The following is a 15,436-nucleotide window of genomic DNA, read 5'->3' as shown; positions in this document are numbered from 1 at the left end:
GCGCCCACGGTCAGGTCCGCAACGCGTGCGATCCCTCCTCGCGCCGCCGGCAATGTTTCACTTTGTTCGATATTGTTTTCATTCGAACGTTAGTGTACAAATGTGAACATGACATGCATCACTACGACCTTCCTGGCCGACGGCCGGGAGATCCTCTACTTTGACGATGCCGGCACAGCGGAACGGGCCCCCGAATCCCTGACGGACCACCGCGAACTGCCCGTCCGCCCCGACCCGGGCCAGTTGCGCTTCGACGCGCTCAGCCGGGAATGGGTCGCCGTCGCCGCCCACCGGCAGTCCCGTACGCACCTGCCGCCGGCGGACCGGTGCCCGATCTGCCCGACGACGCCGGCCAACCTGACCGAGATTCCGGCTCCGGACTACGACGTCGCTGTCTTTGAAAACCGTTTCCCCTCGCTCGGGCCGGCCACGAGCGAGCTCCCGGCGGCACTTGCCTGGGGAACCTCGACACCGGCCGTGGGCCGCTGCGAGGTGGTGGCGTTCACCCCGGAGCACACGGGGTCCTTCGCCGATCTGGGCTGGCGCCGCACACGGACCGTGATTGACGCCTGGGCCCACCGGACCGAGGCCCTCAGCGCCCTGCCCGGCATCCGGCAGGTCTTCCCGTTTGAAAACCGGGGCGCCGAGATCGGCGTCACCCTGCACCACCCGCACGGGCAGATCTACGCCTACCCCTACGTGACGCCGCGTGCCGCCGTCCTGGCCGCCGCGGCCGGCGCGTACTTCGATGCCTCCGACGGCACGGCGACGCTCGCCGCGTCCGTGCTGCAGGCCGAGCGCAGTGACGGCAGCCGCATGGTCCTGGAGGGCGAACACTTCAGCGCTTATGTGCCGTTTGCCGCGCGCTGGCCGCTGGAAGTCCACCTCGTCCCGCACCGTCAGGTTCCGGATCTGGCGGCGCTGAGCGGGGCCGAACGCGATGAGCTGGCGCACCTCTACCCGGATCTCCTGCGGCGCTTCGACGCCCTATACCCGACGCCGACCCCCTACATTGCGGCCTGGCACCAGGCCCCTCTGGAGACGGAGATGCGCCGGGCGGGCCAACTGCATCTGCAGCTGACCTCGCCCCGGCGCGCCGCCGACAAGCTCAAGTACCTGGCGGGCTCCGAAGCGGCGATGGGGGCCTTCATCAATGACATCACCCCCGAATCGGTCGCCGCCCGGCTGCGTGAAGTAGGCAGCGAAGTAGCCAGTGAAGTGGCCAGTGACGTCGCCGGCACAACGGCCGGCACCGCAACCCGCACCACAACCCACACCGCAACCCGCACCACCCTGACCCCGGAAGGCGCCCCTGCATGAACACGCCCACCCGCGCCGACGCCCATCCGGACAACCTGATCAGCCGCTTTGAGGCCACCTTCGGGGCCGCCCCGGACGGCGTCTGGGCCGCCCCCGGGCGGGTGAACCTGATCGGTGAACACACCGACTACAACGAAGGCTTCGTGCTGCCCTTCGCCATCGACAAACGCGCGACGACGGCGGTCCGGCTCCGGGACGACTCCACCGTCCGGCTGCTGTCCACCTCCGGCGACGACGGCATTGTGGAGGCCAACGCCGCGTCCCTGATACCCGGCCGGGCGCCCGGCTGGGCCAAGTACCCCCTGGGCGTCGTGTGGGCGTTGCAGCAGCGCGGCGTTGAGGTTCCGGGCTTCGATCTGCTGCTGGATTCCGATGTCCCGCTGGGCGCGGGGCTGTCATCCTCCCACGCGATCGAATGCGCCGTCGTGACGGCCCTCAACGAACTCACCGGTGCAGGGCTTTCGGCCCAGGAGATGGTCTTGCTGACCCAGCACGCCGAAAACGCGTTCGTCGGCGCGCCGACCGGCATCATGGACCAGTCGGCGTCGCTGCGCGGCACCAGCGGCCACGCCGTCTTCCTCGACTGCCGGGACCAATCCGTTCAACTCGTGCCGTTCGAGGCGCAGGAGTCGGGACTGGTCCTGCTCGTCATCGACACGAAAGTCTCGCACTCCCACGCCGACGGCGGTTACGCCTCCCGCCGCGCCTCCTGCGAGCTCGGCGCCGAGGTCCTGGGCGTGCGTGCCCTGCGGGATGTCGCCGTCGCCGACCTTCAGAACGCCAGCGAGGTGCTCGATCCGACCACGTTTCGGCGGGTCCGTCACATCGTCACGGAAAACGGCCGCGTCCTGCGGACGGTGGAGACTCTCCGCTCCCAGGGCCCGGCCCATATCGGTGACCTTCTCGATGCCAGCCACGCCTCAATGCGGGACGATTTTGAGATTTCCTGCCCCGAACTCGACCTCGCCGTGGACACGGCCCGGATCCACGGCGCCATCGGTGCCCGCATGACCGGCGGCGGGTTCGGCGGCTCGGCGATCGCCCTGACTCCCGTGGAGCATGAGCAGGACGTCCGCGACGCCGTCGTCCGCGCCTTCGCGGAGGCGGGATTCACCCGGCCGGAAATCTTCACCGTCACCCCCTCAGCCGGCGCGGAGCGCATCCAATGAGAATTCTGGTCACCGGGGGTGCCGGCTACATCGGTTCGCACACCGTTCTGTCCCTGCAGGAAGCCGGCCATGAGGTGGTGGTGATCGACAACCTCGTCAACTCCAGCGAGGAATCGCTCCGCCGGGTTGCCGAGCTCAGCGGCACGCCCTTGACCTTCCGCCTTGTGGACCTGGTTGATGAGGCGGCGGTGGATGCCGTCTTCACCGAATACCCGGTCGACGCCGTCATCCACTTCGCCGGCCTCAAGGCCGTCGGGGAGTCCGTCCGGGAGCCCCTGATGTATTACCACAACAACCTCGTGGGCACCCTGAACCTGCTCCGGGCGATGGACCGGCACGGCGTCCGCTCAATCGTCTTCAGCTCCTCGGCGACGGTATACGGCGAACACAACCCGATCCCCTACGTGGAGAAGATGGAGATCGGCGCCAACAACCCCTACGGCCGGACCAAGGAACAGATCGAGGACATCCTTGCCGACCTCGGAGCAGCGGACGGCCGCTGGCACATCGCCCTCCTGAGGTACTTCAACCCCGTCGGCGCCCACCCCTCCGGCCGGATCGGCGAGGACCCGCAGGGCATTCCCAACAACCTTGTACCGTTCATCGCCCAAGTGGCGGTGGGCCGGCGCGAGAAACTGATGGTGTTCGGCGGCGACTACGACACCCCGGACGGCACCTGTCTGCGCGACTACATCCACGTGGTGGACCTGGCCGAAGGACACGTCGCCGCGCTCGACCACGTGGCGGGCCGGGCCGGCGTCTTCCGCTGGAACCTCGGCTCGGGCAAGGGCTCCTCCGTGCTCGAGGTCCTGCACTCCTTCGAGAAGGCCGCGGGCCGTCCGATCCCTTACGAGCTCACCGGACGCCGCGCCGGCGACCTCCCCGCCTTCTGGGCCGACGCGGCCTCGGCCCTGGCGGACCTGAGCTGGTCCACCACGAGGACTGTTGATGAGATGTGCGCGGACCACTGGTGCTGGCAGAAGAACAACCCGCACGGCTACAACGCTTTGGGTGCGCCGCACATGACGGAATAGAGCGCCAGCCAAGTACTCAATCCGGATATGTCCGGTCTCGCTTACGTCAGCCGGGGCGTCCGTGGGGGAGTTGTCCGGCGGGAACCCGTTGCCTCAAACGCGGCGGCCAGGCTCAGCAGTGAGGTGTCATCGTAGGCCCGGCCCGCGAGGGTCAGGCCAACGGGCATGCCGGTGTCGGCCATCGTGCCCATGGGCACAGTGACGGTCGGGATGCCCAGATGGCGCGGCACGAGGTTGCCGTTGGCGACCCAGACGCCGTTGCGCCAGCCGAGATCCGCCGAGGCCTCGTTGACGTCCATGTCCGCGGGCCCGACGTCCGCGGCGGCGGGAAACAGCACGGCGTCCAGTCCGAGTCTGTCCATCCATGCCTCCAGGTCCACGCGGCGGGTCTCCTCCAGGCCCTGCAGGCCACCTTTGAGATGCGGGATGTCCGTCAACGATGCGGCGCCGTACTTGCGGATGTATCCAGGGTAGTTGGCGATGTCGTCATCAAAGCCGGCATAGCGGTCCGGGAGCGCCCCGTCCGGATGGGGGAAGATCGTTGCGCCGTCCACCGCAGCCAAAGTGTTCAGGGCAGGGTCGCCGTTCGCTGCGAGGAAGTCTTCCCAGGCCCAGGCCGAGAGATCCAGGATTTCCCGCTGCAGGTATTCCGGGCTCACCAGGCCGCGCGTGGCGATCGTGGGTGCCCCGGGGCGGTCTCCTTCATAGTTGGACACCACCGGAAAGTCGACCAGCACAACCTCGGCGCCGGCCGCCTCAAGATCGCGCCGTGCCGCTTCCCACAGTTCCATCACCGAGCCGCGGGTGTGGATGCGCTGGCCGGTCGGCCCGCCGATGCCGGGCTTCTCGCTGCTGCCGGCGTCGGGGTCGGCGTTGACGTACATCCGCGGCACGCCCAGCCGCCTGCCCTTCAACACCGAGCGTGCGTCGTCGGCATCTGCCGGCGCCAGCGCAGGGTAGGAGGACGGGCGGAGCGCCGAGGCGGCCGGGATGTCCACCCACGGCTGGACCCTCCAGAAGTCGCCGCGGGTCTGTGCGTCGTCGGCCACGATCACGTCGAGCACCTCGAGCAGGTCTGCCATGGAGCGCGTGTGCGGCACCACCACATCCATGGTGGGCACCAGCGGCCAGTTGCCACGGACGGAAATGACCCCTCGCGAGGGCGTGTACGCGCACAGCGCGTTGTTCGACGCCGGCGCGCGCCCGCTGGACCACGTCTCCTCCCCAAGGCCGAACGCCGCGAAGCTCGCCGCCGTCGCGGTGCCAGAACCGTTGGAGGAGCCGGAGCCGAATGCCGCCGTGAGGAAATCGGCGTTGTAGGGGCTCTCTGCGCGGCCGTAGACGCCGCGTTGCATGCCGCCGTTGGCCATGGGCGGCATGTTTGTGAGGCCTATGAGCACCGCGCCTGCCGCCCGCAGACGTTCGATGGTGAACGCATCCCGCTGTGCCACGAGATGCTCGAAAGCAGGCGAACCGGCTGCGGCGGTAAGGCCCCTCACCAGATAGCTGTCCTTGGCCGTGTACGGGATGCCGTCCAGCGGCCCGAGCGTCGTGCCCCCGGCCCGGCGCTCGTCAGAGGCACTGGCATCCGCCAGGGCGTCAGGGTTCATGACGACGAGCGAGTTCAGCGTGATGCCGTTGTGGTCGTAGGTTGCGATGCGCTCAAGGTAGGAACGGGTAAGGTCCTCACTGCTGGCCCGGCCGGACTCCAAGGCGTCACGCAACTGGGCGATGGACGCCTCGACGACGTCGAAGCCCGCCATCACGCCACCGGCCCGTCGAGCGTGGGCTGCTGCTGGGTGATGCAGTGGATGCCCCCGCCGCGGGCCAGGATCGGGCGGGCGTCCACGGTGACCACGCGGCGCCCCGGGTATGCCTCCGCAAGGATTTCCGCGGCCATCGCGTCCGCCCTGTCTTCGCCATAGCCGCAGGCGATCACGCCGCCGTTGACCACAAGGTGGTTGACATAGCTCCAGTCCACGTAGCCTTCCTCGTCGCGCAGTGTCTGCGGGGCCGGCAGCGGGAGGATCCGGAACGGCCTGCCTGCGGCGTCCGTCTGGGTTTCGAAAAACGCTTGCAGGGTGCGGCTGACCTCGTAGTCAGGATGCTCCGGATTCATCTGGGTGTGGAGCAGGACCCGGCCGGGGGAGGGCAGGGTGGCCACCATGTCGATGTGGCCTCGGGTGCCCAGATCCTCGTAGTCGCGGGTCAGGCCGCGCGGCACCCAGACGGTCTTGCGGGCGCCGATGGTGCGTGCCAGCTCTGCTTCGACGCGGGCTTTGTCCGCGTACGGGTTCCGGCCCGGGTCCAGCTGCACGGTTTCGGTCACGAGCACGGTGCCTTCGCCGTCGACGTGCATGGCGCCGCCCTCGTTGACCAGCAGCGAGCTGACGAGCTCAGCACCGGACTTTTCGGCCACGAAGCGCGCCATCCCGGCGCTCTTCTCCCATTCGGACCACTTGGGTGCACCCCAGCCGTTGAAGACCCAGTCCACCGCGCCGAGGACGCCGGGACGTTCGTCGTCGACGACGAAGGTCGGTCCGACGTCGCGCATCCAGAACTCATCCAGTGGGGCTTCAAGCTGTTCTATGCCGCTGCCGAGCATGTCGGCAGCCCGCTGCCGCTCGCTGGGATCCACCACCATGGTGACCGGCTCAAATTCGGCAACCGCGTGGGCGACGGCCGTCCAGGCCGCATAGGCCTCCTCGGCTGAAGCGGCGTCGTCGCCCAGGGTCAGGCCGGTGCGGGGGAACGCCATCCAGGTTCGATCGTGAGGTGCGGTTTCAGCGGGCATTCTCCACGCCATGAGAAGGGCTCCTTAGTCCTTTTTGCGTCGGCACTGCACGCCTCCTCCCCAATGAGGGGCGCGCATAGGCACGACGCCAAGCCGTTATTGATCAATCGATCAATAAGGTTGAAAATTACTCTAGACTGTTAGGTGATGTCAAGCACACAGAGGAAACGCGCCGTCCGAAAGGCGCCAGGGGAACGGGCCAGCGAGATTTCAGAGGCGGCCCGGACTATCGCCCTCGAGCAGGGGCTCGGGTCGATCACCCTGCGCAATGTGGCGGCCCGCGTGGGGGTGGCTTCCGGCCTGGTGGCGCATTACCAGCCCAATGTTGAGGCCCTTGTGGCGTCCACTTTCACCGGCATCGTCTCGGCGGAAGCAGCGGAATTGCAGGCAACCCTGGACGGGATGCCGTCAGCCCGCGGGCAGCTTGCCTACCTTTTAGACACGCTGCTGGACAGCAGTCGCCTGGACGTCACGGCGGTCTGGGTGGATGCCTGGACCATGGGCCGGCGCAACGAGGCTTTGGCGGTGTGCGTCCGCGATCAGATGGACGCTTGGCAGGCCATGCTGCAAGACGTGGTGGAGGCCGGTATTGCGGCCGGTGAGTTCGAGACCTCCGACGCCGCATCTGTCGCCTGGCAGATTCTGGGGATGATCGACGGGCTGAACGCCCAGGCGTTGGTGCGCTGGGACGGCGTCAATGACCGCGGCACCCACCTGGCCCGCGCGGTCGAAGGGATGGTGGGTGCGGCGCGCGGTTCGCTGCAGCAGCTGGGTTCTTCCCAGGGCTGATGCCTTTCTGCCTCAGCCGCGGCGGCCGCCTGATTAGGGACCGCACGCCACCGCCTTCGGGGCGGTGCGGACGGCAGGGAATCACGGTCGGCAGTCGCGCTGTTCCGTGTAGCCGAAGGGGACAAGCTCGCTCAACCCGACGCGGAAAAGCCTGTCGTCAAGGCGGCTCACAAGGATGCCATGGGTGGCGAGCCCGACAGCGACTTCCGTCATCAGTTCCACTGCGGCATTGAGGCCGCGGTCCATCGACTCCCGGTCCTGGGCGAGGACCTCAATACTCTGCACGGTTTCGGCACCGGCCAAGAGATTCACGGCGCCGCCTCGCATACCGGCTTGGCGGAATAGCCGTCTGCCTTTTGATAGAGCGCCCGCCTGTCCGCACCGTGGCCTGCGAGCCATAGGGCGCCTGCAGCCTGGGCGACGTCGTCCACATAGCCGGTTCGGATGAGATGCCCGTCCTTCCATACCTCCACCGGCCGGCCGACCAGGTTGCTCCAGTCGTGATCGTCGCTCATGATGTCGCCTTTCTTCGAGGAATGTGTTGGTGCGGTGCAAGTCCGCGCACGATGACGTCCGCTTCCGGGCCCGGACGTGTTTCTTGCGGCCAGCGCACCATCCCCAGTGGGGCTAACGCCCTGACGGCGGGCCTGCGACGCCGCTTGCTGGTGCAGGCGGAAGAGGAGCGTGCAAATAAATGAATGACGTTCATTATTGGCTCAAGGCTGTGAGGCTGTCAACCGGGTGAGAGGAGTGTGAACAAATATGCCGCGCGACTCGATAGGGCGGGTGGAAAAGCCCGTGGTTGAGCATTCCACCCGCCGTGGTGCTTACAGCCGCTGTGCTATTCCACCCGGTCGAGCATGAATTGGATATCTCCGTCCACGACCGTGCCCAGGATGTTGCTGCCGGCCAAGTCATCGGGGTCTGCTGTTAGCGGATCGCGTTCAAAGGCAGTGACGTCTGCGCGTTTGCCGACCGATATCGATCCGGTGCTGTGGAATAGGCCCGCCGCGCGCGCGGCGTGCGAGGTGTAGCCCTCCAGGGCCTGGAGGGCTGTGAGCGCCTGGCCTGGCCCGATGGGCGACTCGTCCGGCTGGCCGGCACGCCGTCGCAAACGGGCGTCGGCCATGATCGGCAACGGCTCGAACGGTGCGATGGGCCAGTCCGACCCCAGGGCCAGCGTCACTCCCTCCTTGCGCAGGTCCTGGCAGCGCCAGGCGCGGTCGGCCCGCTCCCTGCCCAGCCGCGTGGACCAGTTGTCGCTGTGGTCCGCCCGTGAGTAGTGGGTGCAGTGAGTCGGCTGCATGCTCGCCACGACGTCCAGTCGGGCGAACCGCTTGATCAGGTTGTCCGGGATGGATTCAATGTGCTCCACCCGGTGGACCGTCGCGGGAGTCGAGGAAGGCAGCGATTCCAGGGCGTCGAGCACGTGTGCCACGCCGGCATCCCCGATCGCGTGGGTCGCAGTCGGAATGCCGCGACCGGCGAAGTATCGGACTGCTTCGGCATACTCCTGCGGGCGCGGCCAGAAGGGTGCGGTGGATTGGCCGTAGGAGTCGGGTTCGAAGAGCCAGGCCGTGCCGTTGTCAATGGTTCCGTCCACGAAGAGCTTGATGGCATCCACCGACCAGCGGCGGCCGCCCTCCCGGAGCATCATCGCAAGTTCCGCCCACTCCGTCTCTCCGCTTCCGGGCATGCACCAGGCGGCGCAGCGCAGCCGCAGCGGCAGGTCGCCGTCGTTCTCCAGCGCGCGGTAGAGTTCGAGCGATCCCGCGCCGAGGTCCATGACGTGTCCGCCGGTGAGCCCCGAGCGGGCAAAACGGCGGAGCAGTTCCGCCAGCCGGGATTTCCGGGTTGCGAACGGCTCCGTCGGCGCGTGCCGCTCCACAAGGTCTACGGCCGCCGCCTCCAGCAGCAGTCCCGTCGGCACCCCGTCGTCGTCGCAGACTACTTCGGCGGCCTGTTCAAAGACTCGCGGGCCGGTGACGCCGGCAAGCTCCAGGGCGCGGACGCTGGCCAGCGCCGAGTGCCCGTCGAAGAGCCGAATCAGGGTGGGGCGTCCGGCGACGACGTCGTCGACAGCCTCCCGGTGCACGCGCGATGAGCCGAAGAGGTTGGGGTCTAGCCCCCAACCCCGCACCCATCCGCCCGGTGCGGCGGCGGCGGCCTCAGCGTGCAATAGTTGGCGCACCTCGGTGAGGGTCCGGGCGCCGGAGAGATCCCGGCCGCCGGTCATATCGAGGCCAAGGACCGGATGGATATGGCTGTCCACCAGCCCTGGCGTCAGCGTGGCAGCACCCAGGTCAAGCACCTGGGTCCCGGCCGTCCGCCAGTCCGTGGCGTCGGTGCGGCTGCCGACGGCGGCAATCAGGCCGTCCTCTACGGCCACCGCCTGCACCGGTTCCGGCGTGCCGTCCAGCGTGTGGACGGTGTCGGCGAGCAGGATCAGATCAGGATTCATGGATTTCAAAACTTCCTATGCGTTCGAAGGTCGCGGGCCGCCGGGTGCGCAGCCTGCGGGCGGTGAGGAGTCCCGCCAGGAAGACGGCAGGAGTGACCAGCAAAATAATGGTGTTGGTCAGGGTGTCGGCGAAGGTTAGCAGCTCGATGTTGACCGCGATCATGGCGACGACGGCGAAGAGCAGCACGGCGGAGGCGATACTCAGCGGAACGACCAGGCGGTTCGTTACCGCCGCGGGGTTCCGGCGAAGGTAGATGAAGGCGGCCACGGAGACCAGGCCCTGCAGCCCGACGATGCCAAAGATGCCGGGCGTGTTTACCCAGATCAACAGCTGCTGGTACGGGTCTGCGCCGAGGACTGCACAGACAATGATCACGACGGCGGCGAGCAGGGACTGCAGTTGGCCGGCACGGTGCGGGGACTTGTATTTGGAGTGGGTCCTGCCCAGGAACGCCGGCAGGACGCCGTCGCGGGCCAGCATGTAGACGTAGCGGTTGATGGCGTTGTGGAACGCCAGCTGGGAGGCATAGACGCTGGTGACAATCAGGACGTACATGACCACCTCGGCCCATGGGCCGACGTACTGGTTGATGGTCGCGAAGAACATTCCGTTGGAAAGCTGTCCCGCCGCCTGGACCACGTCGCCGTCACCGTACGCCTGGACCACGGTCCACACAATGAAGGCGTAGAAGACGGACATGAAGCCCACAGCGATGAAGGTCGCCCGGGGGACGGATTTGTCCGGATTCCGCGCCTCCCGCCGGTACAGAACGGTGGACTCGAACCCCATGAACGCGGCGAAGCAGATGCCCAGAATTGCCAGTACTCCAGGGTTGAAGGCATTCTCCGGGGTGAAGGAGGAGCCGCTGATCCCGTGGGCACCCCCGTGCGAGAGGATGCCCGCGCCCATCACTGCGAGGATGGCGGTTTCGGCGACCAGCAGGACCCCGAGCACCTTGGCGCCGACATCAATGCCGCGGTAACCGAGGAACCACACGGCGGCCACGGCGCTCAGCGCCACGACCGGCCAAGGGACGTCGAGACCGAAGATGAAATGAAGCATGGACTGGGTCTGCACCGCAAAGAGCCCGTAAACGCCGATCTGCAGGCAGTTGTACGAGACAATCGCCAGCACGGCGGAGGCCAGACCTACCGTCTTGCCCATGGCCAGTGAAATGTAGGTGTAAAAGCCTCCGGCAGCCTTGACGTGCCGGGTCATCGCCATGAAGCCGATGGCAAAGATCGTGAGGACCGCGCCGGCGATCAGATAGCCGGCGGGGGCACCGATACCGCCGGTCGCAATGGCAACCGGAGCGACGCCGGCCATCACGGTTAGCGGGGCGGCCGCGGAAATGACCAGGAAGGCGATGCCGCCTGTGCCAATGGCATTGCGTTTGAGGCCGTTCTCGGCCGCCGTCTTGGACGGCTGTGTTTGGGTGTCGGACATGTGGGGGTTCCTTTGGAGGGGGCAGGAGCTCTCATAAACGATAGCCTTTCGTTTATTATGGGTCCCTGTGACCCGGCGCACAATACTGAGTCCCAAAAAATTGTGTAGGTTCTTAGGAGCCACTGATTGGAGAATCCCCATGGGCCGCCCGCTCGCTCCGCTGATATCCATCGACGGACTCGTAACCGCCAGCCTCGAACTGGTCGATGAGACCGGCGACTTCAGCCTGCCGAAGTTGGCGCGGCGCATCGGAGTCAGCCAGTCATCGATCTACAACCACGTCAGCGGACGGGAGGAGATCCTTGAGCTGATGCGCCGGCGTATCATCAGCGAGACCCCATATCCCGCACTTCAGGGGCTGAGCTGGGAAGACACCCTCCGTGTAGTGATCCGCGCCTACCGTGACGCGTTCGCCCGGCATCCCAGGCTGGCCCCGCTGATGGTCCTGCAGACTGTGCAGGACGCCAAGGTCATCGGCCTGTATGAGGATCTGGCCCTGGCGCTGGAGGGCGCTGGCTTTGAGGGAAAGGACGTCGTCTCGGCCATCACGACCATCGACAGCTTCGCCCTCGGCGCGGCCCTTGATCTGGCCGCGCCCGACGTCGTGTGGGCGCCGTCGGGCGAGGGGTTCCCGGCGCTCACACGCGCGCTCGAACATGCCGGACCACCCCGGCAGCGGGGAGAAGACGCCTTTAACTTCGGGCTCGAAGTGATCATCGCGGGACTGCGCGCCCGGCTCTAGGGGCGGCGACGCGGCCAAGCGGCTGAACACCAGAGGACGGCGGCGGGAGGTAACTCCTGCCGCCGTCCTCTGGCGTTGCTAACATGGGCCGGTGCGCCGGCAGCTGCTTGGCTCCTCTATGAAGCGGAGTGTCTCGTCACGCCTGTTCCCCGCCCTTGTCTCTGGGAAGAACAAAGAGGGTGGCCATCAGGGCTTCGTTGAAGTGAATTCCTTCCGCTCCTGGGCCGCACATTAGAAAATCAAGGGGTTCCAGCTGTTCTCCGCTGTCATCCCATGCGGTTCCGTCGAGGAGGGCCCAGGCGACGGCATACGGTTGGGGGATCAACGGCCCGTCAAGGCGGTCCACCGAGACGTCCCCGGTGCAGTCAGCCCGCGCGGTGATGAGGTTAATGACGGAAGTTGGTCCCGAGGACAACTTGACTGATACGTCCGCTTCTCCCGGGAAGGCTTCGGTTCGGCCGTAGGCGGCGGTGCGGCGTGCCCCGTCGACAACCATGCTGAGGTTGCCGGGAGTTGCAAGGAGGAAGTGCCGGTCGGTGCCGCGGAAGTTTGAGAAGGCTGCGTCTTTGACGATGTCGGCCAGGCTGAGTCTCCACCGGAACGTGTCCGGGCCTGCACCACCCGGGAAGACTGCGACTTCCCGGGTGGTGCCGCCCCCGTTCTTCCAGGGGATGCGGTGCAGGCGGGGGGTGCGGACGATGGAGCGCTTGGGCACGAGAAGGCGCGAGCTTTCTTCTGACGCTTTATGCACGGCTCGGGGAGCCGAGTTCCACGGGTTCTTCGTCGCTGAGGTAGGCGGCCTCCGAGTGGGCGGCGATGTCGATGCCGCGCAGTTCATCGGCTTCATGGACGCGCAGGCCCATGGTGACGTTGAGGAGCTTGGCGATGACCCATGTCACGACGAAGGAGTAGGCGAGTACGGCCAGGGTGGCGACGGTCTGGATTCCGAGGAGTTCGAAGCCTCCGCCGTAGAACAGCCCGTTGACCTTGTTGGGTGCGGCGTCGGTGGCGAAGAGGCCGATCAGGAGGGTGCCGAGGATGCCGCCGACCAGGTGGACACCGACGACGTCGAGGGAGTCGTCGAAGCCCATGCGGAACTTCAGTTCGATGGCCAGGGAACAGACGGCGCCGGCGATCACGCCGATGGCGAGCGCGCCGAGGGGGCTGACGGCGCCGCACGCGGGCGTGATGGCGACGAGGGCCGAGATCAGGCCGGAGGCGGCGCCCATGCTGCTGGCGCTGCCCAGCCGGATGCGTTCCACCATGGCCCACGCCAGGAGGCCGGCGCATGCGGCGACGGCGGTGTTCAGGAACACCACGGAGGCGGACTGCCCGGCGGTGAGCGCCGATCCTGCGTTGAAGCCGAACCAGCCGGCCCACAACAGTCCCGCGCCGACCAGTACCAGCGGCCGGCTGTGGGGTTTGGTGTGTTCGCTCTTGGGCCAGCCTGCGCTGCGTCCCAGGACCAGGGCGAGGGCGAGGGCTGCGACGCCTGCATTCATGTGAACGGCCGTTCCACCGGCGAAGTCGACGGCCTTGAGGCTGTTGACGATCCAGCCGCCGGTCACTGAGCCGTCGGCCGAGCTGAATGCGAATACCCAGTGGGCGACGGGGAAGTAGACCAGGGTGGCCCAGAGGGCGGCGAAGGTCATCCATGCGCCGAATTTCATGCGTCCGGCGGCTGCCCCGGCGATGATGGCGGTGGTGATGCCGGCAAAGAACAGCTGGAAGGCAGCGAACAGTGCGGCGGGTATGGGCGCGTTCGGGTCCTCGGCCAGTAATTGCTCCATGCCGAAGTACTCGGTGACGTCACCGAGGAGTCCAGCGCCGGCGATGGAATTGCCGAAGACCATGGAGTAGCCGAACACCGCCCACAGGACCGCGACGATGCTCATGCCTCCGAAGCACATCATCATCATGTTCAGGATTCTGCGGGAGCCGACCATGCCGCCGTAGAACAGTGCAAGGCCGGGGATCATGATGCACAGCAGTGCACTCGCGGCGAGGATCCAGGCGACGTCTCCAGAATTCATGGAACTCCAATCAAGAAGGGGTGGAAGTCAATATCCGCCAGAAACGGAGGCGCTCAACGTAACCGTGGGATGAAACCATGATTCATGCCAGTGAACGATGGTGGGTTTCATGCGCGTTAAATATCTGTTGCGTTCGCCGCCGGATCGTGACACGTGGATTTAACGCTCGGGGAGCACGCCTGTAACATCACTTTGACTACTGTGGTTCAACAACGTTTCCCCGTAGGTAACACCAATTGAACAGGACAGTTCCGATGACCAGTGTCGCAACCCCTGAAGTACCAAGCCCGTCAGCGCTATCAAACGCCGGGCTGCCGGCCGAAGCCCGACAGATTTCCCTTGCGGACATCGCGAAGGCCCATGACGTGCGGTTCCTGTTGGCGACGTTCGTGGATATGACCGGCAAACCGTGCGCGAAGCTGGTTCCGGTCGAAGCCGCGGACGAGCTCGAGGCCGGTGCGATGGGCTTTGCCGGTTACGCGGCGGGGCTGATCGGGCAGAAGCCGCAGGACTCCGACCTCATCGCGGTTCCCGACCTCACATCCTTCACGCCCGTGCCCTTCATCAAGGAGGGACTGGCGATCATCCACTGCGACCCGCACGTGGACGGCACTCCTTGGCCCTTTGCCCCGAGGGTGATCCTGAAGAACACGCTCGCCCGGTTGGCGGAGCAAGGCATGCAGGCCAAGGTGGGTGCCGAAGTTGAGTACTTCCTGGTCAACAAGAACCCCGACGGCTCCCTGACCACCGCCGATGCCAGAGACGATTCACCCCACCCCTGCTACGACGCCCGCGGCGTCACCCGCATGTACGACCACCTGACGTCCATCTCCGAGGCGATGAACGGGCTGGGCTGGGGCAACTACGCCAACGATCACGAGGACGCCGCCGGGCAGTTTGAACAGAACTTCAACTACGCCGATGCCCTCACCACGGCCGACCGCGTCGTCACCCTGCGCTACATCCTGAACATTCTCGCCGAACAGCGCGGCATGACCGCCACGTTCATGCCCAAGCCCTTCACGGACCGGACCGGGACGGGCCTGCACTTCCACCTGTCCCTGTGGTCCGGCGCCGAGGCGCTGTTCCCCGGGGACGACGGCGAACGCGGTCTGGGGCTCTCGGAGCTCGCTTATTCGTTCATCGGCGGAATCCTCAACCACGCCCCGGCCCTCCAGGCATTCCTCGCTCCCACCGTCAACTCCTATAAGCGCTCGGGTGCGACCACGAGCTCCTCCGGCGCCACGTGGTCCCCGCGGAGGGCTTCCTTCGGCGGCAACGACCGCACACACATGATCCGCGTCCCGGACGACAAGCGGATCGAACTCCGCTCCGGGGACGGCTCCGCCAACCCCTACCTCGCCATCGCCACGGCGGTCGAGGCCGGCCTGGACGGCGTCGCCAGCGGAACCGATCCCGGATCCCCGTCCGGCCCGGGCGAAGCCGGGCCCGAGGCCCATTTCCTGCCCGCGACGCTCCTGCACGCCGTCGAGGCCCTGCGCCGCGACCCGGTGATCCTCGCCAGCCTCAGCGGCGATCAGCAGATCGGCAGATACTACGCCGATGCCAAGGAAGAGGAGTTCCTGAGCTGGCACAACCAGGTCAGCGACTGGGAAATCCGCACCTACCTGACCTCAATCTGACCAA

Annotated in this window: 14 protein-coding genes; 6 read left to right on the top strand and 8 right to left on the bottom strand. The window is 66.6% G+C overall.

The window, feature by feature from the left end:
• Positions 1-108: 108 nt before the first annotated feature.
• From galT to galE, 3 genes are read left to right on the top strand one after another with little or no spacing between them, the layout of a single operon-like run.
• Positions 109-1,320 carry a galactose-1-phosphate uridylyltransferase gene (gene galT / locus ABD243_RS14305; RefSeq protein ID WP_344366978.1) on the top strand — a complete coding sequence of 404 codons (1,212 nt, stop codon included), beginning with the start codon at positions 109-111 and terminating at the stop codon, positions 1,318-1,320.
• Entirely contained in the window at positions 1,317-2,489 is a 1,173-nt protein-coding gene (gene galK / locus ABD243_RS14300; RefSeq protein WP_344366976.1) for a galactokinase, read from the top strand. Before galT ends, galK begins: the two co-directional genes overlap by 4 nt.
• Complete coding sequence (gene galE / locus ABD243_RS14295) at positions 2,486-3,523, top strand: UDP-glucose 4-epimerase GalE (RefSeq protein WP_344366974.1); 1,038 nt, start codon at positions 2,486-2,488, stop codon at positions 3,521-3,523. The genes galK and galE overlap by 4 nt, the downstream gene beginning before the upstream one ends.
• A gap of 41 nt (positions 3,524-3,564) precedes the next feature.
• Here the strand turns inward: galE and ABD243_RS14290 are convergent, their stop codons facing one another.
• Positions 3,565-5,286, bottom strand: a complete 1,722-nt coding sequence (locus ABD243_RS14290) for an amidase (RefSeq protein WP_344366972.1) — start codon at positions 5,284-5,286, stop codon at positions 3,565-3,567.
• Complete coding sequence (locus ABD243_RS14285; protein WP_344366969.1) at positions 5,286-6,329, bottom strand: agmatine deiminase family protein; 1,044 nt, start codon at positions 6,327-6,329, stop codon at positions 5,286-5,288. The genes ABD243_RS14290 and ABD243_RS14285 overlap by 1 nt, the downstream gene beginning before the upstream one ends.
• A gap of 135 nt (positions 6,330-6,464) precedes the next feature.
• Here ABD243_RS14285 and ABD243_RS14280 point away from each other — a divergent pair, with 135 nt between their 5' ends.
• On the top strand, positions 6,465-7,106 hold the full coding sequence (locus ABD243_RS14280; RefSeq protein ID WP_344366967.1) for a TetR/AcrR family transcriptional regulator: 642 nt from the start codon (positions 6,465-6,467) through the stop codon (positions 7,104-7,106).
• Between the two features lie 81 nt (positions 7,107-7,187).
• Here the strand turns inward: ABD243_RS14280 and ABD243_RS14275 are convergent, their stop codons facing one another.
• From ABD243_RS14275 to ABD243_RS14260, 4 genes are all read right to left on the bottom strand, one after another.
• A complete protein-coding gene (locus ABD243_RS14275) occupies positions 7,188-7,418 on the bottom strand; it encodes a hypothetical protein (protein WP_344366965.1) in 231 nt (76 codons plus the stop codon).
• Positions 7,415-7,621: a hypothetical protein gene (locus ABD243_RS14270; protein WP_116766260.1), complete on the bottom strand. Its 207-nt coding sequence runs from the start codon at positions 7,619-7,621 to the stop codon at positions 7,415-7,417. The genes ABD243_RS14275 and ABD243_RS14270 overlap by 4 nt, the downstream gene beginning before the upstream one ends.
• Positions 7,622-7,947: 326 nt before the next feature.
• Entirely contained in the window at positions 7,948-9,567 is a 1,620-nt protein-coding gene (locus ABD243_RS14265; protein ID WP_344366963.1) for an amidohydrolase, read from the bottom strand.
• Entirely contained in the window at positions 9,557-11,014 is a 1,458-nt protein-coding gene (locus ABD243_RS14260) for an APC family permease (RefSeq protein WP_116766258.1), read from the bottom strand. The genes ABD243_RS14265 and ABD243_RS14260 overlap by 11 nt, the downstream gene beginning before the upstream one ends.
• 139 nt (positions 11,015-11,153) lie before the next feature.
• On the opposite strand from ABD243_RS14260, the gene ABD243_RS14255 reads away from it, so the two are divergent.
• Entirely contained in the window at positions 11,154-11,756 is a 603-nt protein-coding gene (locus ABD243_RS14255) for a TetR/AcrR family transcriptional regulator C-terminal domain-containing protein (protein ID WP_116766257.1), read from the top strand.
• A gap of 136 nt (positions 11,757-11,892) precedes the next feature.
• Here the strand turns inward: ABD243_RS14255 and ABD243_RS14250 are convergent, their stop codons facing one another.
• The gene (locus ABD243_RS14250) at positions 11,893-12,471 is read right to left on the bottom strand and encodes a HutD/Ves family protein (RefSeq protein ID WP_344366958.1); all 579 of its coding nucleotides are present in this window, start codon (positions 12,469-12,471) and stop codon (positions 11,893-11,895) included.
• Positions 12,472-12,499: 28 nt separating this feature from the next.
• The gene (locus tag ABD243_RS14245; RefSeq protein WP_344366956.1) at positions 12,500-13,789 is read right to left on the bottom strand and encodes an ammonium transporter; all 1,290 of its coding nucleotides are present in this window, start codon (positions 13,787-13,789) and stop codon (positions 12,500-12,502) included.
• A gap of 254 nt (positions 13,790-14,043) precedes the next feature.
• Between ABD243_RS14245 and glnT the strand changes: the two genes are divergently transcribed.
• A complete protein-coding gene (gene glnT / locus ABD243_RS14240) occupies positions 14,044-15,432 on the top strand; it encodes a type III glutamate--ammonia ligase (RefSeq protein ID WP_344366954.1) in 1,389 nt (462 codons plus the stop codon).
• Positions 15,433-15,436: the final 4 nt, after the last annotated feature.

Origin of the sequence: Arthrobacter humicola, assembly GCF_039531445.1 — a bacterium.
Lineage (GTDB): Bacteria > Actinomycetota > Actinomycetes > Actinomycetales > Micrococcaceae > Arthrobacter > Arthrobacter humicola.
This window is presented reverse-complemented; position numbering and strand designations above follow the sequence as displayed.

Coding starts and splice junctions, on each gene's coding strand:
- galT (WP_344366978.1), top strand. CDS start 109: ATGACATGCATCACTACGACCTTCCTGGCCGACGGCCGGGAGATCCTC.
- galK (WP_344366976.1), top strand. CDS start 1,317: ATGAACACGCCCACCCGCGCCGACGCCCATCCGGACAACCTGATCAGC.
- galE (WP_344366974.1), top strand. CDS start 2,486: ATGAGAATTCTGGTCACCGGGGGTGCCGGCTACATCGGTTCGCACACC.
- ABD243_RS14290 (WP_344366972.1), bottom strand. CDS start 5,286: ATGGCGGGCTTCGACGTCGTCGAGGCGTCCATCGCCCAGTTGCGTGAC.
- ABD243_RS14285 (WP_344366969.1), bottom strand. CDS start 6,329: ATGGCGTGGAGAATGCCCGCTGAAACCGCACCTCACGATCGAACCTGG.
- ABD243_RS14280 (WP_344366967.1), top strand. CDS start 6,465: ATGTCAAGCACACAGAGGAAACGCGCCGTCCGAAAGGCGCCAGGGGAA.
- ABD243_RS14270 (WP_116766260.1), bottom strand. CDS start 7,621: ATGAGCGACGATCACGACTGGAGCAACCTGGTCGGCCGGCCGGTGGAG.
- ABD243_RS14265 (WP_344366963.1), bottom strand. CDS start 9,567: ATGAATCCTGATCTGATCCTGCTCGCCGACACCGTCCACACGCTGGAC.
- ABD243_RS14260 (WP_116766258.1), bottom strand. CDS start 11,014: ATGTCCGACACCCAAACACAGCCGTCCAAGACGGCGGCCGAGAACGGC.
- ABD243_RS14255 (WP_116766257.1), top strand. CDS start 11,154: ATGGGCCGCCCGCTCGCTCCGCTGATATCCATCGACGGACTCGTAACC.
- ABD243_RS14245 (WP_344366956.1), bottom strand. CDS start 13,789: ATGAATTCTGGAGACGTCGCCTGGATCCTCGCCGCGAGTGCACTGCTG.
- glnT (WP_344366954.1), top strand. CDS start 14,044: ATGACCAGTGTCGCAACCCCTGAAGTACCAAGCCCGTCAGCGCTATCA.